The sequence below is a fragment of the Streptomyces sp. NPDC090445 genome, assembly GCF_044769385.1.
Taxonomy (GTDB): domain Bacteria; phylum Actinomycetota; class Actinomycetes; order Streptomycetales; family Streptomycetaceae; genus Streptomyces.
In genome coordinates this window covers 1-20,342 of record NZ_JBIVXV010000007.1, presented here as the reverse complement: position 1 = coordinate 20,342, position 20,342 = coordinate 1, and the positions used below count along the sequence as shown (strand labels likewise).

At 74.1% G+C, this 20,342-nt stretch carries 12 protein-coding genes, 2 tRNA genes and 1 pseudogene; 8 read left to right on the top strand and 7 right to left on the bottom strand.

Going from position 1 to position 20,342, the window contains the following annotated elements; translation table 11 throughout:
* The 4 genes and pseudogenes from ACIQUT_RS16900 to ACIQUT_RS16885 form a co-directional block, all read left to right on the top strand.
* Nucleotides 1-233, top strand: a pseudogene (locus tag ACIQUT_RS16900) (RNA helicase); the annotation flags it as partial.
* 191 nt (nt 234-424) lie between these two features.
* A tRNA-Lys gene (locus tag ACIQUT_RS16895) sits at nt 425-497 on the top strand.
* 455 nt (nt 498-952) lie between these two features.
* Nucleotides 953-1,026 (top strand) — tRNA-Met (locus ACIQUT_RS16890).
* 349 nt (nt 1,027-1,375) lie between these two features.
* Complete coding sequence (locus ACIQUT_RS16885; protein WP_403563691.1) at nt 1,376-2,398, top strand: M23 family metallopeptidase; 1,023 nt, start codon at nt 1,376-1,378, stop codon at nt 2,396-2,398.
* Here the strand turns inward: ACIQUT_RS16885 and ACIQUT_RS16880 are convergent.
* From ACIQUT_RS16880 to ACIQUT_RS16865, 4 genes are all read right to left on the bottom strand, one after another.
* Nucleotides 2,307-3,626, bottom strand: a complete 1,320-nt coding sequence (locus tag ACIQUT_RS16880; RefSeq protein WP_403563690.1) for a PrsW family intramembrane metalloprotease — start codon at nt 3,624-3,626, stop codon at nt 2,307-2,309. The two genes, ACIQUT_RS16885 and ACIQUT_RS16880, sit on opposite strands and share 92 nt — an antisense overlap.
* Before the next feature lie 59 nt (nt 3,627-3,685).
* The gene (gene trmB, locus ACIQUT_RS16875; protein WP_403563689.1) at nt 3,686-4,498 is read right to left on the bottom strand and encodes a tRNA (guanosine(46)-N7)-methyltransferase TrmB; all 813 of its coding nucleotides are present in this window, start codon (nt 4,496-4,498) and stop codon (nt 3,686-3,688) included.
* A 389-nt stretch (nt 4,499-4,887) separates the two neighbouring features.
* Nucleotides 4,888-6,117, bottom strand: a complete 1,230-nt coding sequence (gene lhgO, locus ACIQUT_RS16870; protein WP_403563688.1) for an L-2-hydroxyglutarate oxidase — start codon at nt 6,115-6,117, stop codon at nt 4,888-4,890.
* A 19-nt stretch (nt 6,118-6,136) separates the two neighbouring features.
* Nucleotides 6,137-7,867 carry a sporulation protein gene (locus tag ACIQUT_RS16865; protein WP_403563687.1) on the bottom strand — a complete coding sequence of 577 codons (1,731 nt, stop codon included), beginning with the start codon at nt 7,865-7,867 and terminating at the stop codon, nt 6,137-6,139.
* A 671-nt stretch (nt 7,868-8,538) separates the two neighbouring features.
* Here ACIQUT_RS16865 and ACIQUT_RS16860 point away from each other — a divergent pair.
* Nucleotides 8,539-10,764 carry an asparagine synthase-related protein gene (locus ACIQUT_RS16860; protein WP_403563686.1) on the top strand — a complete coding sequence of 742 codons (2,226 nt, stop codon included), beginning with the start codon at nt 8,539-8,541 and terminating at the stop codon, nt 10,762-10,764.
* A 37-nt stretch (nt 10,765-10,801) separates the two neighbouring features.
* Here the strand turns inward: ACIQUT_RS16860 and ACIQUT_RS16855 are convergent, their stop codons facing one another.
* The gene (locus ACIQUT_RS16855) at nt 10,802-12,838 is read right to left on the bottom strand and encodes a sigma-70 family RNA polymerase sigma factor (RefSeq protein WP_403563685.1); all 2,037 of its coding nucleotides are present in this window, start codon (nt 12,836-12,838) and stop codon (nt 10,802-10,804) included.
* 352 nt (nt 12,839-13,190) lie between these two features.
* Complete coding sequence (locus tag ACIQUT_RS16850) at nt 13,191-13,967, bottom strand: TetR/AcrR family transcriptional regulator (protein WP_403563684.1); 777 nt, start codon at nt 13,965-13,967, stop codon at nt 13,191-13,193.
* Nucleotides 13,968-14,305: 338 nt separating this feature from the next.
* Between ACIQUT_RS16850 and ACIQUT_RS16845 the strand changes: the two genes are divergently transcribed.
* Together ACIQUT_RS16845 and ACIQUT_RS16840 are read left to right on the top strand one after the other, a co-directional pair.
* Nucleotides 14,306-15,883 carry an NAD(P)/FAD-dependent oxidoreductase gene (locus tag ACIQUT_RS16845; RefSeq protein ID WP_403563683.1) on the top strand — a complete coding sequence of 526 codons (1,578 nt, stop codon included), beginning with the start codon at nt 14,306-14,308 and terminating at the stop codon, nt 15,881-15,883.
* Nucleotides 15,884-16,040: 157 nt separating this feature from the next.
* On the top strand, nt 16,041-17,846 hold the full coding sequence (locus ACIQUT_RS16840) for a SpoIIE family protein phosphatase (RefSeq protein WP_403563968.1): 1,806 nt from the start codon (nt 16,041-16,043) through the stop codon (nt 17,844-17,846).
* Between the two features lie 118 nt (nt 17,847-17,964).
* On the opposite strand, the gene ACIQUT_RS16835 is transcribed toward ACIQUT_RS16840, so the two are convergent.
* Nucleotides 17,965-19,290 (bottom strand): MFS transporter, encoded by a 1,326-nt coding sequence (locus ACIQUT_RS16835; RefSeq protein ID WP_403563967.1) that lies wholly within the window; start codon nt 19,288-19,290, stop codon nt 17,965-17,967.
* Nucleotides 19,291-19,414: 124 nt separating this feature from the next.
* Between ACIQUT_RS16835 and ACIQUT_RS16830 the strand changes: the two genes are divergently transcribed.
* Nucleotides 19,415-19,951 (top strand): MarR family winged helix-turn-helix transcriptional regulator, encoded by a 537-nt coding sequence (locus ACIQUT_RS16830; RefSeq protein ID WP_403563682.1) that lies wholly within the window; start codon nt 19,415-19,417, stop codon nt 19,949-19,951.
* Nucleotides 19,952-20,342: the final 391 nt, after the last annotated feature.

Below are 20,342 nucleotides of genomic sequence, written 5' to 3'. Positions count from 1 at the left end.
CGTCGTTCAACCGTGACGACCGCGGTGACCGCCGTGACGACAACCGCGGTGGCTTCCGCCGTGACGACCGCCGTGACGACAACCGCGGTGGCTTCCGCCGCGACGACCGCCCCTCCGGTGGTTTCCGCTCCGGCGCCGGCGACCGCCCGTACGGCCGTCGTGACGACCACCGTCCGTCCGGCTCCTTCGGTGCCCGCCGCGACGACAAGCCCCGCTGGAAGCGCAACGGCTGACCTGCGCCTCCGGTGACCTGACGGTCCGGAAGGGCCCGCCCGAACCTCGTGTCGGGCGGGCCCTTCCGCGTGTCCGGACGGCCCGGTTCCGGCCGGGTGGGGCGCGGGTCCGGGAGGATGACGGGGCCGGTCGGTCGATACTCGATCGGTTGGCCGGTGCTGTCCGGCTATGCTCTGGGGTGAGCACGTGAGGGCCATTAGCTCAATTGGCAGAGCAGCGGACTTTTAATCCGTTGGTTGTCGGTTCGAGTCCGACATGGCCTACGGCTAGCGGGGACGGGGGAACCATCCTCCTACCTGCGCTTCAGCGCCCCATCCGATGGCTTCGGGTGGGGCGCTTTGCTGTGCCGGGGACGGCCGTTGGCCTGATGTCCCGCACCGGCCTCGCGCAGGGCTGCGCACAGGGCCGCCCGGATGCGCCGACGGGCCGTCGGGCCCGGTGCCTCCCCGGAAGGGCTTCAGCGCTGCGAGCTTGGCGCCTGCGCGGCGATCCGGGCGCGCTCGGAGGGAAGGGGCGTCCGGGCGTGGTCGGCTCGCTCAGGGCGATCTGTGCCCGTCGGCTGGCGTTCCCGGAACTTTTCCTTCTGGAAGGGCCTGTGACCGCACTCTCTTTGGCCACCTTGCACGGCGCTGACCTGCGGATATGCCGTCCGGTCGGGGTTTCGCGCCGTAAATGGGCATGAGCCCTCGCCCGGATGGCGTAGAGTTGTGTTCACCGACGCGGGGTGGAGCAGCTCGGTAGCTCGCTGGGCTCATAACCCAGAGGTCGCAGGTTCAAATCCTGTCCCCGCTACTCAGTACAAAGGCCCGGTTCCTCTGGAACCGGGCCTTTGTCGTCCCCGCAATCATCACGCTGTGTGAGTGAAATGGCGCTCTCCGCGAGTCTTGTGACGGGACATCAAGATAACGATGTGGCTGAAGAGATGCGCAATCGCGTGTTGATTTGCCAGAGTTGACCCACTTAAGCGGGATTAATGTGGGTCAAATGTGGCCAGTGTGGCGCCGGTTGGCCGAAACGATCATCCTCGACGGCTTGGAATCATTCCCGTCGGTCTATTACCGTTCGATAACGCAGCGCGGTCGTCCCAGCCGTCGCAAGAGGCGGTGCCCTGCGCGTGCGTTTCCCTGAGGAGTGTGCCCCGGTGGCCTCCAACTTGCCTGCCCGCGAAGGCGACGAGATCCAGGAGCCGCCGTCCGCCGGCGCCTGGGGCGAGTGGAACCCCACCGAGGACTCGGTACGCCCCATCCGCGGCAAGCACCGGACCTCCAAGGGCGGCGGGGGACTTGCCCGCAGCTCCACCGTCCTCGGGGTCGGCATCATCGCCGCGGTCGGCGCCGGCGGCATCGCCACGGCCCAGAACCGCCCCCAGGTCCCCATATCCATACCCTCGCTGCCGGGCCTCTCCGACGACGACTCCGACAAGGAATCCCGCCGGGCCGAGGCGGACGCCCGGCACGCGAAGGCGAAGGCCGCCTCCGACGCACAGTCGCAGGACCAAGCCGACGCCGGCGAGGTCCTGCGCACCCGGATCCTCCAGCAGGCCGAGTCCCAGCAGGAGGCCGTCGACGTCCAGACCCGGGTCCAGGCCGAGCAGGCGGCGCGCGAAGCGGCCGCCGCGGAGGCCAAGACCAAGCGGGAAGAAGCAGAGAAGGCCGCCGAGGAAGCCCGCCTCGCCGCCGAGCAGCAGGCCAAGGAAGCCGCGGAGAAGGCCGCCAAGGAGGCCGCCGAGGCCAAGGCCGAGCAGGAGCAGGCCGCCAAGGCGGTGACCGGCAGCTACTCCCTGCCGACCTCCTCCTACACGATCACCTCGCACTACGGCGTTGCCGGCTCCATGTGGTCCTCCGGCTACCACACCGGCCTCGACTTCGCCGCCCCCACCGGTACGCCCGTCAAGGCAGTCGGCGCCGGAAAGATCATCTCGGCCGGCTGGTCGGGCGCGTACGGCTACCGGATCGTCCTGCAGCTCGCGGACGGCACGGAGGTCTGGTACTGCCACCTGTCCTCGATGTCCGTCACCTCCGGCCAGGTCGGCGCCGGCGACACCATCGGCCGGGTCGGTGCCACCGGCAACGTCACCGGACCCCATCTCCACCTGGAAGTGCGCAAGGGCGGCTCCACGGTGGACCCGCTGTCGTGGCTCCGGTCCAAGGGCCTGACGCCGTAACCGGATCGCCGGGGGCGCCGCTGCGGGCCGCCGGTACGAACCCGCGCCCGCCGACCGCCGGCCGCCGCGGCAGCAGGTCCTCCAGGACCGCCGCCCGGGCCAGCGCCGGACCCGCCGTCGCCCGGCGCAGCCACAGCTGGTGCAGCAGCTCCCGCTCCCGGCCCGCGAACTCCGGGTCCCCGGCCGGGCCGCTCCGCGCCCCGTGCCGCAGCAGGGCGAGCGCGGCCGCGTCCGCCTCGTACCGGGCCACCGCCCGCCCCGCGGCGCGGCCCCCGCTGCGCCGCGCCAGCGCCCGGGCCAGCGAACGGGCCGGCATCGAGACGAGCGCCGGCACCTCGGCCGGGGCCAGCCAGCCCGCGGCCGCGTACACCGCGAGCTCCCCGGCGACCGCCCGCAGCCGCCGGTGCCTTATCCACACCGCCAGGCCCAGCAGCCCCCCGAACACCGGGACCATCACGCAGCCGTACACCCAGTAGAAGCCGTTCTCGCCGAGCCGCGAGGAGCAGTTCCACAGCGCGTGCACGCCCATGGCCAGTGCCAGGCCGAGCAGGGGCAGCCCGGCCCGCAGCAGCCGCGCCCGCGGGTGGCCGGACGGGACCGCGGCGGCGGCACCGAACCCCAGCCCGGTCAGCACCGTGAACAGCGGGTGCGCGAACGGCGACAGCACGATCCGCACGAAGAAGGTCGCCGCCGTTATCGAGTCGAGCGCCCCGACCCCGCTCCGCAGGTCCTCCGTGAACGCATTGCCGAGGTACAGGACGTTCTCGGTGAACGCGAACCCGGTCGCGGTGAACCCGGCGACCACGAACCCGTCCGCCGGGCCCGTGAACTGCCTCCTCCGGAACGAGAACACCAGCAGCAGCGCCGCAGCCTTGGCGCTCTCCTCCACCACCGGCGCGATCACCACCGAGCCGAGGCGGTCGGCGTCGTCGGGATCCGCGGTCGCCGCGGAGATCCACTCCGTGGCGAAGTCGTTGGCCAGTATGGCGATCAGGGCCGCGGCACAGGCACCCCAGCCGCAGCAGAACAGCAGCTGCACCCAGGGCCGGGGCGCGGCCCGGCCCAGCCACCGGAAGGCCGCCATGAGCAGCGGCACCGGCAGCACGGCCAGGCCGAGGCCGACGAGGAACCCGGGGGTTCCGGTCTGCTCCCGAACGAGTTCGAGGATCGTCAGCCCCGATGCGCCCAGCACGGCGAACACGCACGCACGGACACGGACTCGGATCACATGATGACTCTAACGACCCGCTCCGACACGGGGAGTGACCTTCGGAAAGGTCGGACGGGTCAGCCGTTCTCCACGCGCCGGAAGAGCAGGTCGTGTACGACGTGCCCCTTGTCGAGGCCTTGGCCCTCGAAGCGGGTGAGCGGCCGGAAGTCCGGCCGGGGCGCGTAGCCGCCGTCAGGCCGGGTGTTCTCGAACTCCGGGTGCGCGGTGAGCACTTCGAGCATCTGCTCGGCGTAGTTCTCCCAGTCGGTCGCGCAGTGCAGCACGGCGCCGGGTGCCATCCGCGTCGCGGCCAGGTCGAGGAACTCGGGCTGGATCAGGCGGCGCTTGTGGTGGCGGGCCTTGGGCCACGGGTCCGGGAAGTAGACGCGGATCCCCTGCAGGCAGGCGGGCGGCAGCATCTCGCGGAGCAGGATGATCGCGTCGCCGTTCGCGACGCGGACGTTCGTCAGCCCGTTGCGCTCGGCGAGGGCGAGCAGGTTCCCCTGGCCGGGGGTGTGCACGTCCACGGCGAGGATGCCGGTGTCCGGGTCGGCGGCAGCCATCTGGGCGGTCGCCTCACCCATCCCGAAGCCGATCTCCAGAACGACGGGCAGCCCGCCGAAGAGCCGATCGAGATCGATGGCATGCCGGCCGTCGATGTCCAGGCCCCAGGTGCCCCAGAGCCGCTGCAGGGCAGCGCCCTGCCCGACCGTGACCCGGCTGCGGCGCGGCTGGAAGCTGCGGATCCGCCGCTCGTGGTGCGAGCCCGCCGGGTCGGGCGCGGGCCCGTCCGGGAACCGCGGCTCGGTGCGCCACTTGGGCGGCACGTAGGAGGACGCCTCCGGCGCGGCTTCCGGAAGACTGGGCTGGGGCGTAAGGGACTCAGACACAATCCCCGCATTCTACGACCCCCACCCGCCGACCCCACCCCCACCGAATCCCGGCCCGCACGATGCCACAGCCCCCGGGCGCCGGCGGGACGAATCCAGCCCGCGCGGCGCTTCAGCGCACCGGGCGGCGGAGTGAATCCAGCCCGCGCGGTGTTCGGGCGCTCGGGCGGTGGGGCGAATCCAGCCCGCGCGGCGTTTGAGCGCACCGGGCGCGCAGCGCCCGGACCGGGTCCGGGGCGGAGCCCCGGGACACGGAGAAAGGGCGGGGAGCAGCTCCGCGCAGCGGCACCCCACCCCCGCCCGGCGGCAGAATCCCGCCCCGCCCGGGCGGGATGCCCCCGGGCGGCAGCCCGCACAAGTCAGGCGGCGCCCCCGGCTGCGGCCGAAGCTCAGGCGCCCCGCAGGGCGGCAAGAGCCCTCCGCCCGATCTCCCGCCCGATCGGCAGCGAAGCGGTGGCCGCCGGCGACGGCGCATTCAGCACGTGCACGGTCCGATCCGCCTCCCGGATCAGGAAGTCGTCGACGAGCGTCCCGTCCCGCAGCACGGCCTGCGCCCGCACCCCCGCCTCCGCGGGCCGCAGATCCGCGGCCGTGACGGCCGGCAGCAGCCGCTGCACCGCTTCGGTGAAGGCGGCCTTCGACAGGGAGCGATGGATCTCGCCGGCCCCGTACCGCCAGTGCCGCCGGGCCATCCGCCAGGCTCCGGGCCAGGCCAGCCCGTCGGCGATGTCCCGCGGCCGGACCACGCCCCACCCGTACCCCTCGCGGGCGAGGGCGGGCACGGCGTTCGGTCCGACGTGCACTCCGCCGCCGATGCCGCGCGTCAGGTGCACTCCGAGGAAGGGGAACGCCGGGTCGGGCACCGGGTACACCAGCCCGCGTACCAGCTCCGGACGCCGCAGGTCGTAGTACTCCCCCCGGAACGGAATGATCCGCATCCCCGGGTCGTCCCCGGCGAGCCGCGCGACCCGGTCGCACTGCAGGCCCGCGCAGTTCACCAGCGCCTTCGCCCGCACGACCACGCCCGTGGACGTCCGCACCGCCACCGCGGACGCGCGCCGCGAGACGAGGTCCACGGCCCCGCCGTAGACGATCTCCGCTCCGGAGGATTCGGCCAGCTGCCGGGCCACCTGCCCGTAGTCGGCGATCCCGGTCGTGCCGACGTGGATCGCGGCCAGCCCGCGCACCTCCGGCTCGTATTCGGTGATCTGCGCCGGGCCCAGTTCGCGCACCGGAATCCCGTTCTCCCGGCCCCGCTGCACGAGCGCGTGCAGCCGCGGCAGCTCCTCCCGCCCGGTGGCGACGATGAGCTTGCCGGTGACCTCGTGGTCGATGCCGTGCTCCGCGCAGAACTTCACCATCTCGGCGGCGCCGCGCACCGCGAAGCGCGCCTTCAGCGATCCGGGCCGGTAGTAGATGCCGCTGTGGATCACCCCGCTGTTGCGGCCGGTCTGGTGCCGGGCCGGGCCGGACTCCTTCTCCAGCACCACCACCCGGGTCCCCGGCGCCAGCTGCGACAGGGCGTACGCCGTCGACAGTCCGACGATGCCACCACCGACGACCAGCACATCGCAGTCGAGCCTGCCCAAGCTGCCACCTCCCACCCCTGCATACTGCACCCCGCCACCGACAGCAGTGCTACGCGGGGGCCACCAGCAGCGGCCGGGCCCGTTCGCGCAGCTCCGCGACGCGCGGCTCGTCCCCGTAGGGTTCCAGGCGGTGCAGCAGGTCCCGTACGTATTCGGTCGTCCGCGCCGAGGAGATGCGGCCCGCGACCTCCACCGCGCGGGCGCCGGCCGCGCACGCCGCGTCGAGGTTGCCCGACTCCAGCTCGGCGACCGCGCTGACCACCAGCCGCAGCCCGTGCGAGCGCACGTACTCCTCGGTGGGGCGGGACAGCGCCTGTTCGGTGAACCGCCGTACCTGCCGGGGCAGTTTGAGGTCCCGGTAGCATTCCGCCGCGTCCGCCGCGAAACGGTCGTACGAGTAGAAGCCCAGCCATGTCGGGTCGGGGTCGGCGTCCCGGGCCCGCTCCAGCCAGCCCTCCGACGCCCGCAGCGCGGCTTCCGCGGCCGCCGAGTCGCCCGCCTTCGCGTGCGCCCGGGCCTCGATCAGCCGGAAGAAGCTCATGGTGCGGGCCGTGGCGAGGCCGCGGTTGCGTTCGACGGCCGCCTGCGCGAGGTCGACGCCCTCGTCGGGGAAGTCCCGGTACGTCGCCTGCAGCGACATCGAGGCCAGGACGTACCCGCCGAGCGGTACGTCCGCGGCCGCCCGGGCCAGGCGCAGCGCCTGGATGTAGTAGCGCTGGGCGGCCTCCTGCTGGCCGGTGTCGAAGGCCATCCACCCGGCCAGCCGGGTCAGTTCGGCGGTCGCGCCGAACAGGGCGCGGCCCACCTCGTCGCTGTACGAGCCGAGGAGCAGCGGTGCCGCGTCGACGCGCAGGCACTCGGGCACCATCGAAGAACGCCAGTCCCCGCCGCCGTACTTGGAGTCCCAGCGGCGCGCGTCCTCGGCGGCCTCGCGCAGCTTGCTGACGTCGCTGTGGCCGACGCGCTGCGGCGAGGAGTCCGACAGTCCGAGGACCGTCGGGACCAAGGGCGGGGCGTGCGGCGTTTCACCCGAGGGCGGGGCGGGCACAACCGCCGACGCGGGGGGCGAGGAGGGCCCGGACGGGGCGGCGGAAGCGGAAACGGACGCGGGGGCACCGGCGGAACCGGAACCGGAGGGGGGGTACGGCGAGGCCGAGGAGACGGCAGCCCGAGCCGGACCGGAAGCGGCGACGCCCGGACCGGAGACGGCACGCGGGCCGGAGACGGCGGCACCCGAGGCGGCGACGCCCGGACCGGAGACGGCACGCGGGCCGGAGACGGCACCCGGACCGGAGACGGCAGCCGGTTCGCGCGCCACGGAGCTGTCGGCCGGAGATATCAGCCAGCGCGAGGCGGGCGTCGCGTACGCCGACACGGAGAACGAGCCGGCCAGCGACTGCCAGATGCCGCCGCCGCCCCGCCGCCCGGCGAGGTCGAGCCGGTAGAGGTCGGTCGCGGAGCGCACCGCGTCGCCCACGTCCCGCGGGAAGGAGAGGCCGACCTCGGGCGCGGGGTCCGCGTCCGCCAGCCCGATCTCGTGCAGCGGCACCGGCCGCCCGAGCTTGGCGCCGATGGCGGCGGCGATCAGGTGGGGGGCGGCGCCCTGCGGCACCATCCCCTTGGACACCCACCGCGCCACGGAGGTCTTGTCGTAGCGAAGTGTCAGGCCGCGCTGTGCGCCGAGGTCGTTGACGCGCCGCGCCAGTCCGGCGTTGCTGATGCCCGCCAGTGCGAGGACGGCGCCGAGCTTCTCGTTGGGTTCGCGGAGCTCCCTGGACATGCGCCACCCCTCGTCACACGCGGAACGCACACAACTCATGCGCACGCACGGGCAGTCGCCGGCACTCGTGCGCCGCCGGGGCATAGGCGCCCGGCATTTCGTAAACCCAGCGTAGTTCCCCGCCTCCCAAGCGTTAAGGCCCCGACTTCCGTATGGCGGGATTGTTGTCCGCTCGCACAGTCGGGCCCGGGCCCCCGCCGAGGGCGCGCGCCCCTCGGCGCGCCCCCTGTCGTGCTCCGTCCGTGTGGCCGTGCGCCCGCTCGTGCGCTCTGGCCGGTACCGGGCCCCGGCGATTCGATGTGCGGTGCGTGGGTCGGCCCGCTGCGTGGATCCGGTGGGCCGGGGGATGCCGCTGCCTCAATCCCCGCGGGTGGCGGAACGGTCCGGGGGGTGGATCCCGCCTCCCGGACCGCGCCCGCGCGCCGCGTCCCGTATCGCAGCGCACCGCCGAAGAATGGCCGAAACCGACCTATGGGGCGGGAGGAACGGAACGCCAAATACCGAGTGTCCAGGGCGTGTTCGTTCGTACGTGCGCCCTCCTCGGTCACTCCCGCACGCCTGTCTCGTGGCAGCATGGACCCGAGCCACCCGGGGTCCAGGCCGGCCGCGCGCTTCGTGCTGCCCGGCCCGTGCACGCCCCGGTCAATTGCCCACAGGCTGGGGAGGCGGCGGTGCGCTGGTTGGTGGGGTGGAGCAGTATCGCCGCGAGCTTCGGCACGGCCGGCCGCGTCACCGGCCACGCCGGCCGGAGCGGCCGCGGCCCGTACGGCACCCAGGCCGCCTACGGCCCACCCCCCGGCTTCGACACGGGCGGCCTGATCACCGGCGGCATCGCCGACGCCTCCCACCCGGACGACCCCGCAGGCCACGAAGCCGAACGTACCGTCGTCCCGGTCGGCGCCCAACTCCTGTGGGGCGACCCCGACCCGCTGTGGGCCGTCGGCGACTGGCGCCCCGACGAGATCCGCACCCTCACCGCCGACCCCGTCGACCCCTTCACCCGGATCGCCGTCTTCGGCTGCTGCGGCGCCACCGACGCCGAGCTGCGCCGCGCCCTCGTCGCCGCCCGCGGCGGGGCCCTGCGCCACCTCACCCAGTGGTCCGGCAGCCACACCGTCGTCGTCCAGACCGGCCGCCGCATCACCGTCGTCGGCGACCTCGCCGGCGCCCGCCCCGTCTTCCACACGCCGTGGGCCGGCGGGACCGCGTACGCCACCGCCGCGCTCCCCCTCGCCGACCTCATCGAGGCACAGCTCGACATCGGCCACCTCGCCGCCCTCCTCGCCTGCCCCGACAGCCCCGAGGCACTGGGCGACGGCACACCGTACGTCGGCGTGCGGCGCATCCCGCCCGGGCACGCCCTCATCCTGCGCGAGGGCTCGCGGGAGATCACCGGGTACGAGCCCGTGGCCTCCCTCGCCGTGGCCGCGCCGACCGCCGACCCCGACCGGGCGGTGGAGGGCGTACGCGAAGCATTGGTGGACGCGGTGCGCGCCCGGCTCACGGCACCCAGGCATGCTCCCGACACCCTGCCGCACGACCCCGGGCCGGTGCCCGGAATGGGCCCCGCCGACCGGCGCGCGGCCCGCGGGGCACCCGTACCGGGCGTCGGCGCCGACCTCTCCGGGGGCAGCGCCTCCGCAACCCTCGCGCTGCTCGCCGCCGGCCTGCCCGGCCAGCCGGGCACCATCGCCAGACGCACCGGGGAACGGCTGCTGGCCGTCACCTTCAACGACCTCGCCACCCCCCGGGGCCGCGAGGCCGAACTCGAACGCGCCCACGCCATCGCCGCCAACCCCCGGCTGCACCACGTCGTCGTCGCCGCGGCCGAGGAAGCCCTCCCGTACGCCGACCTCGACGGACCCCTCACCGACGAACCCGGCCCCTCGCTGGTCTTCGCCGCCCGCGAGCGGCGCCGGCTCGCCGCCGGCTCCGCCGACCACTTCGTCGGACACGGCGCCCGCCAGGTCCTCGACGCCCACCCGGCCCGCCTCGCCGACCTCCTCATGGACCGCAGGCGCCGCCACCTGCTGCGCCCCATGGCCGCCCTCGCCCGCTCGGCCCCGGCGGACACGCCCGCCTCCCTCCTCGTCCCCTTCTCCGTCTACTCGGCGGCCCGCCGCCTCGCCCGTACGCCGTACCGCACCGGCATGGAGGCCGCCGCGGCCCGGCTGCGCGACGGCGACGTGTGCGACGGGCCCTCGTCCGGGCCGGTCGACGCCTCGCTCGCCGCCCTCACCTGGTCCCGGCCGGGCCCGGCCGCGGGCTGGCTGACCGGCGAGGCGCTCGCGGAAGTATCGATCCGCCTCGCGGCCGCCGCAGGCCGGCCCCCCGTCTCGCTGCGGCCCGGCGAGGCCCGCGCCCGGTCCGCCCTGGCCCGCCACGCCGCCGACCACCGCGTCTTCGAACAGGCCGCCGAGGTCCGCAGCCAGCGCCTGCACGCCCCCTTCCTCGACAACCAGGTCGTACGGGCCGCCCGCGCCCTCCCCGAGTCCCTGCGCGTCCAGCCGGGGGCGCGCGCCGCGATCCTGCGCAGCGTGCTGTCCTCGGCCGGCGTCCGCGAACTCCCCCCGGGATGGGGCGCCACCGCCCACACCCCGAACGAGACCGCCACCCGCCTGGGCCTGCGTGCCGCCCTGGACTCCCTGCTCGCCCTGTTCGCCACCCCGCTCCTCGCCGACGCCGGCCTGATCGAGGCCCGCGTCGTCCAACAGGCCCTGCTGGACGCGGCCGAGGGCCGCCCCGTCCCGCTGGACGGCCTCGCCGAACTCGTCTCCATGGAGCTCTGGCTCGGCCGCCTGCTCAACCGCCGCGGCACCTGCTGGACGGGCACCACCACCCCGCGCCGCCGAGCCGTCCCCAACGGCGTCCCCACCCCCCGCCCGGCCCTCTCCTGACCCCCGCTGCTCGCTGCCCGCTGCCCGCGGCCCGCCTTCAGCGGCAGCTGATCACCGCGTCGCCCCAGCTCGCCAGCGCCGGCATCCGGCCCTGCCCCACCTGCTCGACCACCAGCCGCACCGTCTTGCGCCCGGTCAGGGGGACGCTCACGGCCGCCGCCGGGTCGTCGTGGCCGAGCGGGCCGGACCGCCACAGCCGCTGCCCGTCCGCGTACACCGAGAACCGGACCTTGCCGTCGGACAGCAGCGACAGGCCGTCCACCCCGGCCCGCGCCGAGAACGAGCCGCACTGCCGGTTGAGGGCGATCTCCACCGAGGAAGGGGCGCGCACGGTGATCCCGTGCGCGTAGCGCCGGTCGGCGATCTCCAGCCCCCAGCGCTGCCACACCCAGCTGCTGTGCCAGGTCTGCAGTTCGGGGCCGCTGTGGTTGCCGAGCACGGAGTGGGCGAGCCCGGCCAGCCGGTACCCCTGCGGCGGCTGCGGCGGGCCCGGTGTGGGCGAGGGCTTCGGCGGCGCCGGGCTGGGCGTCGCGGGGGCCGGCGCCGACGGCGCCGACGGCGCCGGCTTCGCGGCACCGGCCGAGGGCGTCGGCGCGGCCTGCGGCACCGACGCCGATGCCGACGCCGATGCCGACGTGGACGGAGCGGGAGCGGGCGGCACCGCGGGCTTCGACGCGGGCGGTACGGGTACGGGCTCCTCCGCGGCCGGCGGCCCGGACACGGCCGGGGCCGGGGCAGGGCTCGACGGCCGCGGCGCCGGGACGGCCGGCGCCGTCACACCGGGCGCGGGCCTCGCCTGGGGCACCGGCTCGGGCTCGTCCCCGGCCAGCGCGAACACCACCCCGGCGGCCGCGGCGACCGCGAGCCCGGCGGCGAGCGCGGCCTTGGCCGGCACCCCGAGCCCCTCGGACACCACCGCCCCGCCGACCCCGCCCCCGGACCCCGCACCCCCGGCCCCCGCAGCCCCACCGGCGGAAGCCCCACCGGCAGCGGCCCCACCACCGGCAGACCCGCCCGCGGCCCCCGCAGAGCCGGCACCACCCGCGGCAGCGGCCGCAACTCCCGCACCGCCCGCGGCGACGGCACCGCCGGCCACCACACCGGCCGCCTTGGCCGCGTACCCGGCGGCGAACCACCCGATGACCGCGACCGGCAGCAGCGCGGGAATGCCCGCGTTGACGTCCTTCAGCTCCCCGGCGGCCAGCCGGCACTTGACGCACTCCTCCAAGTGCTTGCGCAGCCCCCGCTCCGCCCGCATCCGCAGCCCGCCACGGGCATAGGCGCCCAGCCGGTCCGCGTACCGCGCGCAGTCCCCGCCCGCACTGAGCGCCGAACTCACATGCGCCTGCAGGTACGCCTGCTTGAGGCCCTCCCGGGCCCGGCCGGCCAGCACCGCGGTCGCGTTGGCGCTCAGCCCGAACAGCGGGGCGATCGCGCTCGGCGGGGAGTCCTCGACCGTGGTGTGCCACAGCACGGCCTGCCACCGTTCGGGCAGGCTCCGGAAGGCCTGCACGGCCAGCGACTGCTCCGCCCGGTGCATCGCCCGGACGTCCGCGCCCGGTTCGAGCGCGTCGTCCCCGGCCAGGCCGGACAGCCCGCTGCCGGACTCGGTGCCCGCGGCAGCCTGCTCCGCGAACAGGGCGAAGTCCTCGACGAGATGCTCCCGCTTGGCCGTCTTCGACCATGCCGCGGCGACCCGCCGCACCGTGGTCAGCAGATAGGCCCGCACCGCCTGGTCCGGCCCGGCCCCGCCGCGCACCGCCTGCAGCGTCCGCGCGAACACCTCGGCGGTCAGGTCGTCGGCCGTGTGCCCGTCCCGGCAGCAGGTGCGCGCGTAGCGCCGTACGGAATCGGCGTGCCGACGGAACAGCTCCGCGTACGCCCTGTCGTCCCCGGCGCGCATCAGGGCGATCAGATCGCCGTCGGACGGCGGCAGCTCGCTCCCTGCAGAGCCCGGGCGGGCGTGCCTGCCGCGTGGCTCGCGCTGGGCCGGGACCTGCCGTACGGGCCGGCTCGCCGCCTCGACCTCGCCGCCGGCACCACCGATCGGTTCTTCCCGACCGTCAACGCTCATCGCGGAAGCTCCCGCACGCCAGACTCAACCGGTACACCGTTCAAGCGTGTCACACGGGGGGCGCGCGCCGAACCGCGCTCCACGCCTTCCACCCGTCCGGGCAGCCTCCGGCCGAGCGCCGCTCGCGCCCCTCACCCGCACGGGTGAGCCCGCCCCCGCCGACCCACCGGGCCGACGAGGCCCGCCCAACCGAACAGGCCGCCCAACCGAACAGGCCTGCCCGGCCAGCGAGGCCCGCCCAACCGAACAGGCCGCCCGGCCGACGAGGTCCGCCCGGCCAACGAGCCGCGCCCGGCCCCCGGGCCATCCGGCCCCGGGACCGGGCGCGCTCCTGCCGGTGCCTGATTGCGGATCAGGCCGTGCGTGAGCGCAGCCCCTCGAGCAGGATGTCCAGGAGGCGGGCCGAAGCCGCCGCCTGGTGCGCCGGGTCGGGCAGGGCCGGCGCGGCCGTGGCGATGACCAGCAGCACATCGGCCACCGTGACGTCGGCCCGCAGCTCACCGGCCTCCCGGGCACGGTCGACCAGTCGGCCGACCACTTCGAGCAGCGCGCCCGCGCCCGCGTCCGCCGACGGCTCGTCCTCCGAGGCAGTCCGCCCGCCCACGACCCGCAGCTCGGGAGCCCCGCCGCCCTCACCGGCCTGACGCTGGTGGGGGACCCGTACCTCCGGAGCCTCCTCGGCGTCGTCGGCGGAGCGGACCCGCAGCACCTGCGGCGGCAGCAGCCGCCCGGCGCCCGAAGCGACGGAGGTGCGCAGGAAGCGCGACAGCGCCTGCCACGGCTCCTCCTCCTGCCCCAGCGCGGTCTTGGCCTGCTCGGTCAGCCGGGCGGTCTCTTCCTCGGCTATTCGGCGGACCAGGACGTCCTTGCTGGGAAAGCGCCGGTACACCGTGCCGACACCGACACGCGCGCGCCGCGCCACATCTTCCATCGGGGCCCCGTAGCCCAGTTCGCCGAAGACCTCGCGGGCAGCACGCAGCACGTGCTCGAGGTTGCGCTGGGCGTCGACGCGCAGCGGCGTGGTGCGGCCCACCCCGGTCGCGGTGGTGCTCGCGCCGCCGGCCATCACCCGACCGCCGCTCTCGGTCGAGAGCGCGGTCGCAGAACCATGGAAATCGGACATGTTCATATGTATCCCCCGGTAATCGCTTGTCTCCCCCCGGAGACATCCCCGCCGTGTGTCGAGGTTGGCCACGGTCAGTGGCCTCGGTCTCACTCCTCGACGAGATACGAACATAGTTGAGCCAGAGTCAATTCAGAAGAGGCAGCCCCCGACGGACCGCCGCCCGATCGGAGCATTCGCCCCCACTTTTCCGATCCGGGCCTCCGGAACCACCCTCTCCGCACCCTCTGACCTGCGGAACTCCACCCCCTCCCGAGCCGTCCGAGTGCCCTGTCCCACCGCCCCCTCCGGTCACACAATGTGTCAGGCCTGTGGACAAACTCCCGGCCACGTTGCGTCATGGGATGGTGAAGGCAGCCAACTCCCGAGGCACGGCCCCCGGTAACACGCCCGCCGGCTCCGCCACGCCCGCCCCTTCCGGCAGCTCCGCCGCGTCGGGCGCCGGCTCCGCCGCGTCCGCCGCCGACTCCGCCGCGCCCGGTTCCACCCCGGACGCCACCCCCCGCCCCGACCCGGACGCCACGCCCCCCGCCGCGTCCGGCCCCCGGCGCATCCTCGTCATCGGCGGCGGCTACGTCGGCATGTACACGGCCCTCCGGCTCCAGAAGCGGCTCAGAGCGGGCGAAGCCGAGGTCACGGTGGTCACCCCCGACCCCTACATGACGTACCAGCCGTTCCTCCCCGAGGCCGCCGCCGGCTCCATCTCCCCCCGCCACGTCGTGGTCCCGCTGCGCCGCCTCCTCGACAGCTGCCGCATCGTCATCGGCGAGGCCCGGCGCATCGACCACGCCCAGCGCACCGCCACCGTCACCACCCTCGCCACCGCCGACGAGGGCACCGGCCCCCAGGAGATCGCGTACGACGAGATCGTCGTCGCCCCCGGCTCGGTCTCCCGCACCCTCCCCGTTCCCGGCCTCGCCGACTACGGCATCGGCTTCAAGACCCTCGAGGAGGCCATCGGGCTGCGCAACCATGTCATCGAGCAGATGGACATCGCGTCCTCCACCCGCGACCCCGCCATCCGCGACGCCGCCCTCACCTTCGTCTTCGTCGGCGGCGGGTTCGCGGGCGTCGAGGCCCTCGGCGAGCTCCAGGACATGGCCCGCTACGCCGCCCGCTACTACCACAACGTCAAGGCCGAGGACATGAAGTGGGTCCTGGTCGAGGCCAGCGACCGCATCCTCCCCGAGGTCGGCCCCGAGATGGGCGTCTACACCGTCCGCGAACTGCGCGGCCGCGGCATCGACGTCCGCCTGGAGACCCGCCTCGAATCCTGCGAGAACCGCGTCGCCGTCCTCAGCGACGGCGCCCGCTTCCCCACCCGCACCGTCGTCTGGACCGCCGGCGTCAAACCGCACCCGGTCCTCGCCGCCTCCGACCTCCCCCGCAACGAACGCGGCCGCCTCGTCTGCACCACCTTCCTCACCGTCAAGGGCGTCGAACACGCCTGGGCCGCCGGCGACGCCGCCGCCGTCCCCGACATCACCGCCGCCGACCCGGGCCGCGAGTGCGCCCCCAACGCGCAGCACGCCGTCCGCCAGGCCAAGGTCCTCGCCGACAACCTCATCGCCTCCCTCCGCGGCGAGGTCCTCACCGAGTACGCGCACCAGTACGTCGGCTCCGTCGCCGCCCTCGGCCTCCACCAGGGCGTCGCCCACGTCTACGGCCGCAAGCTCAAGGGCTATCCCGCCTGGTTGATGCACCGCGCATACCACCTCAGCCGGGTCCCCACGTTCAACCGCAAGATGCGCGTCCTCGCGGAATGGACCCTCGCCGGCCTCTTCAAACGCGAGATCGTCTCCCTCGGCTCCCTCGAACACCCCAGGGCAGAATTCGAACTCGCCGCCGGAGGCGGCCACCGGCACCACGCGCCACCACCCTCGAAGCCCGCCCCCGAACCCCCGCAGGAAAGCCAGGGCTGACGCTGTCAGTGCCGTCGGCCACACTGGACGTGTGACCATAGGTGTGCTCGCACCTGCGCAGAGTGACACCGTCCAGCGATCCATACCGACGACCCACCCAGCGATACAGCGACGACAGCGACCGCGACCACTTGCGACACCACGAGGCTTGAACGCAGTGAACTTCACGCGCTGGAGCGCCCGGTTTCCCGGAACGCAGCGCCGCGCCGCCGCCCGGTCCGAACATGCCGCCGCACAGGCCAAGCGCGGCGAGGGCGCCGTCCCGGCTGCCCGCGGCGCAGCAGGCCGCCCCGCGGCCGCCCCCGACGGCGGCCCGGCCGACCCCACCGCCTCCGGCACGGGCACCGGCCCGGGCCCGGGCGGCAAAGGCACCGGCCCGGGCGCCGCCGCCGACACCGGCCAGGGCGCCGGCAGCGGCCCCGTCCCCGCCGTGCCCTCCCTCGACGAGCTCTCCGTACGCGAGGTCCTCGGCCGGCTCCCGGCCCTCGTCGCCCTCGTCCACGGCCCCGAGCACCGCGTCGCCTACGTCAACGACGCCTACACCGCGGGCTTCGGCCCCCGCCCCGCCGGCGCCCCCGCCCACGAAGCCCTCCCCGAACTCGGCGAGCTGGGCCTGCTCCCGCTCCTCGACCAGGTCCAGCGCAGCGGCAGGCCCCGTACCGCCAAGAACCGCACCGCCCCCGGCGGCGGCAACTGCTACACGGTCACCTGCACCCCGGTCGAGTTCCCCAAGGCCGCCCCCGACACCGAGGCCGACCCGCACCCCCACCACACCGGCGTCCTCATCCACCTCGCCGACGTCACCGACCACGCCGAAGCCGCCGAGCGCCTGCGCGCCAGCGAGCGCCGCCAGCGCGAGGCCGCCGTCACCCTCCAGCGCTCCCTCCTCCCGCAGGAGCTGGAGCAGCCCGACGACCTCCGCATCGCCGCCACCTACCACCCGGGCGGCACCGAGGCCGCCGTCGGCGGCGACTGGTACGACGTCATCACCCTCGGCGCCGGCCGCACCGCCCTCGTCATCGGCGACGTCATGGGCCGCGGGGTCCGCGCCGCCGCCGTCATGGGCCAGCTGCGCACCGCGGTCCGCGCGTACGCCCGCCTCGACCTGCCCCCGCACGAGGTGCTCCAGCTCCTCGACGGCCTCGCCGCCGAGATCGACGCCAGCCAGATCGCCACCTGCGTCTACGCCGTCCACGACCCCAACGAGGGCCTGCTCGCCTACGCCTCCGCGGGCCACCTCCCCATCCTGGTGCGCGACGCGGACGGCGTCGTCCACCGGGCGGCCGACCCCACCGGCCCGCCGCTCGGCACCGGCGGCTGGCTGCACACCTCGGGCACGATCCCGCTGGGCCCGGGCTCCACCGCCGTCCTCTACACCGACGGCCTCGTCGAACGCCGCGGCGAGGACATCGACGAGGGGGTCGCGGCCCTGGAGCGCGCCCTCGCCGGAGCCCAGGGCACCCCGTCCGTCATCTGCGACCGCCTGATGCGCGCGCTCGGCGTGGACGCCGACCACGACGACGACGTCGCCGTCATGGTCCTCCAGCAGCCGCACCGCACCGGAGCCGACGCCGAGCTCTTCCACAACGCCGCCCTCGACCTCCTCGGCGGTGTCGAGGCCGCCCCGCGCGCCCGCGCCTTCGCCCAGGGGGTCCTCACCTCCTGGCGCTTCCCGGTCGAGCTGTGCGACCTGGGGGTCCTCGCAGCGAGCGAGCTCGTGGCGAACTCCCTCCAGCACGGCACCCCGCCCATGCGCCTGCGGCTGCGCCGCACCGACCGCCGCCTGATCGTCGAGGTCACCGACGGCGACGACCACCTGCCGCGCCGCCGCCGCGCCGAACCGGGCGACGAGACCGGCCGCGGCATCTCGATCATCGCCACCATCGCCTCGTCCTGGGGCTGCCGGCGCACCCCGGGCGGCGGCAAGGCCGTCTGGTGCGAGTTCGCCCTGCCGGACAAGTAGCCGGAAACCCGGAAACCCGGAAAACCAGAAGCCCGAGAAACCGGAAAACCGGAAAAGACGAGGGAGGCCCGGTCCCAGGACCGAGCCTCCCTCGCACCTTCATACGTATATATGGACGCTACGCGGCCACAGGCTCCGCGGCGACCACGGCAGCACCCACCGGAGCCACCGCTCCGGCACCGCCGGCAGCCTTCGCGCCTCCGGCCGCAACCGGCTCGGTCTTCGCCGACGACGGCCGGTCCTGCACGGGGCTCAGCTGCGCGCCGAGCCGCAGCGCGAGCCAGGCGATGCCCAGCGACGCCGCGACGAACACCGCGATGTACAGCATCGGCACCCCCGCACCCAGCGGCACGCCCAGCGGCCCCAGCGCCAGCGCGAGCTGCTTGACCAGCGCGAAGGCCGAGTTGTACTGGCCCACCGAGCCCTCCGGCGCCAGGTCGGCCACCAGAGGGGCGAGGGTCGGCGACAGCATCGCCTCGCCGATCCCGAAGAGCCCGTACGTGGTGATGAACGCGGCGGCGGCCATCACAGAGCTGCCGTGCCCCAGGCCCGAGAACCCGGCGATCACCCAGGCGACCGTCCAGATCAGGCCGACCAGCGCGATCACCCGCGACCGCCGGCGCTTCTCGACGAGCCGCAGCACCGCGAACTGCGCGAGGACGATCGCGCCGGTGTTGGCGGCCAGGGCGAAGCCGAGCGTGGACGGGGAGATCCGGGCGGCCTCGGTACCGAAGGCGGCCAGGCCCGACTCGAACTGCCCGTAGCAGGCGAAGAAGATCACGAAGCCCAGCACCAGCAGCTGGACCATCACCTTGTGCTGCATGAGCCGCTTCCAGGCGCCGCCCGTCTGCGCCGGGTCCTTCGGCATGGCGTCCTTGATGCTCGGCGCGTGCGGCATCCGCACGGTGAGGATGACGCCGGCGAGGACCAGGAACATCACGGCCTCGATGCCGAACAGCAGGGTGAAGCTGGCGGGCCGGCTCTCGTCGACGATCTGGCCGCCGATGAGGCCGCCGATGCCCAGCCCCAGGTTCTGCATGAAGAACTGCAGGGCGAAGGCCCGGGTCCGGGTGGCCGGGGTGGAGCACCACACGATCATCGTGGCGAGCGCGGGCTGCATGACGGCCTGCCCGGCGCCGAGCGCCAGCGCGGACAGCAGGATCGGCACGATGCCGGTGGACAGCCCCAGCGCCAGCGCACCGGCGGACGCGGCGACGGCCGCGCCGATGACGACGGGGACGGGACCGCGGCGGTCGATGACGCGACCGGTGAAGGGCAGTGCGATCAGCGCGCTCACGGCGAAGGCCACGAACGCACTCGTGGCCGCCATGGAGCCGAGTCCTCGCACCTGCGCCACGTAGATGTAGAGGAACGGAACCGTGAAGCCGATACCGAACGCGGTCAGCGCGTTGCCGGCCTGGATCCGCCGCATCGCGGCGCCCATCACCTTGGTCACTTCTCACCTGCCTTGATAGCTGAAGCCTGAAGACTTCACACCTAAAGTTCGACGCTTAAGAGTACACATCGAAGGAGTTAGACGCCAACGAGCTCATGCGATACTTCGGACCATGGGTGACACCCCCGACGGCACTGCGGCCGTCCACGAGCCGAGCCTCGACGAGCAGATCGCCGTCTACCAGCGCGAGTTCCAGGACCTCGATCCCCAGGTGGAGAAGGTCGTCTCGGCGCTCAGCCGGCTGAACCGCCGCATGAACGTCGCGTACGGACGCCAGGCCGCGGCCCTCGGCATCAGCAACGCGGAGTGGGAGGTCCTCAAGGCCCTCGTACTCTCCGGAGCCCCGTACCGGATGGGCCCGAGCGAGCTCGCGAAGCAGCTCGGCCTGACTCCGGCGGCGATGACCCACCGGATCGACCGCATGACGGCGGAGAGGCTGGTCACGCGCGAGCGCGACGAGTCCAACCGGGTCCGCGTGATCGTGGAGCTCACGGACGAGGGCCGCAGCAAGTGGCTCGACGCCATGCGCGCGGCCACCCTGTTCGAGGAGGACCTGCTCCAGGACCTCTCCACGGAGGAGCGCGGCCGGCTGGGCGACATGCTCACGCGCCTGCTGGACCGCGTGGAGGACCTCCAGTCGCGCAGCTGACGGACCCGCCGACGCAAGGGTTGACACGGCCCCTCGCGATCCGTAAAGTTCTGCGGGTTGTCCCAGAGCCGAAAGGTTGTGGCGACAGCCATCCAGCCGCCTCGTCGCGGCGCCCAACTCTGCACGAACTCCCACCGGGAACTCATTCGGCATGCCCGAATTAATTCTCGAAGGCCGATTATGAATCGGCCGGGAAATCCACTAGAGTTCTGGGAGTCGGAAGGGCCCAACAGCCCGGAAGGCAAACCCCGCTGACTGGGGGTCAGGCCCGAAAGGATCTGATAGAGTCGGAAACGAAGAACGAAAGCCCGGAGGAAAGCCCGAGAGGGTGAGTACAAAGGAAGCGTCCGTTCCTTGAGAACTCAACAGCGTGCCAAAAATCAACGCCAGA

What these genes read in the sequence shown, in the direction of transcription:
- ACIQUT_RS16865 (WP_403563687.1), bottom strand. Translation starts at nt 7,867, where the DNA reads ATGTCCAGGGAGCTCCGCGAACCCAACGAGAAGCTCGGCGCCGTCCTC.
- ACIQUT_RS16855 (WP_403563685.1), bottom strand. Translation starts at nt 12,838, where the DNA reads ATGAGCGTTGACGGTCGGGAAGAACCGATCGGTGGTGCCGGCGGCGAG.
- ACIQUT_RS16850 (WP_403563684.1), bottom strand. Translation starts at nt 13,967, where the DNA reads ATGAACATGTCCGATTTCCATGGTTCTGCGACCGCGCTCTCGACCGAG.
- ACIQUT_RS16845 (WP_403563683.1), top strand. Translation starts at nt 14,306, where the DNA reads ATGGTGAAGGCAGCCAACTCCCGAGGCACGGCCCCCGGTAACACGCCC.
- ACIQUT_RS16835 (WP_403563967.1), bottom strand. Translation starts at nt 19,290, where the DNA reads ATGGGCGCCGCGATGCGGCGGATCCAGGCCGGCAACGCGCTGACCGCG.
- ACIQUT_RS16830 (WP_403563682.1), top strand. Translation starts at nt 19,415, where the DNA reads ATGGGTGACACCCCCGACGGCACTGCGGCCGTCCACGAGCCGAGCCTC.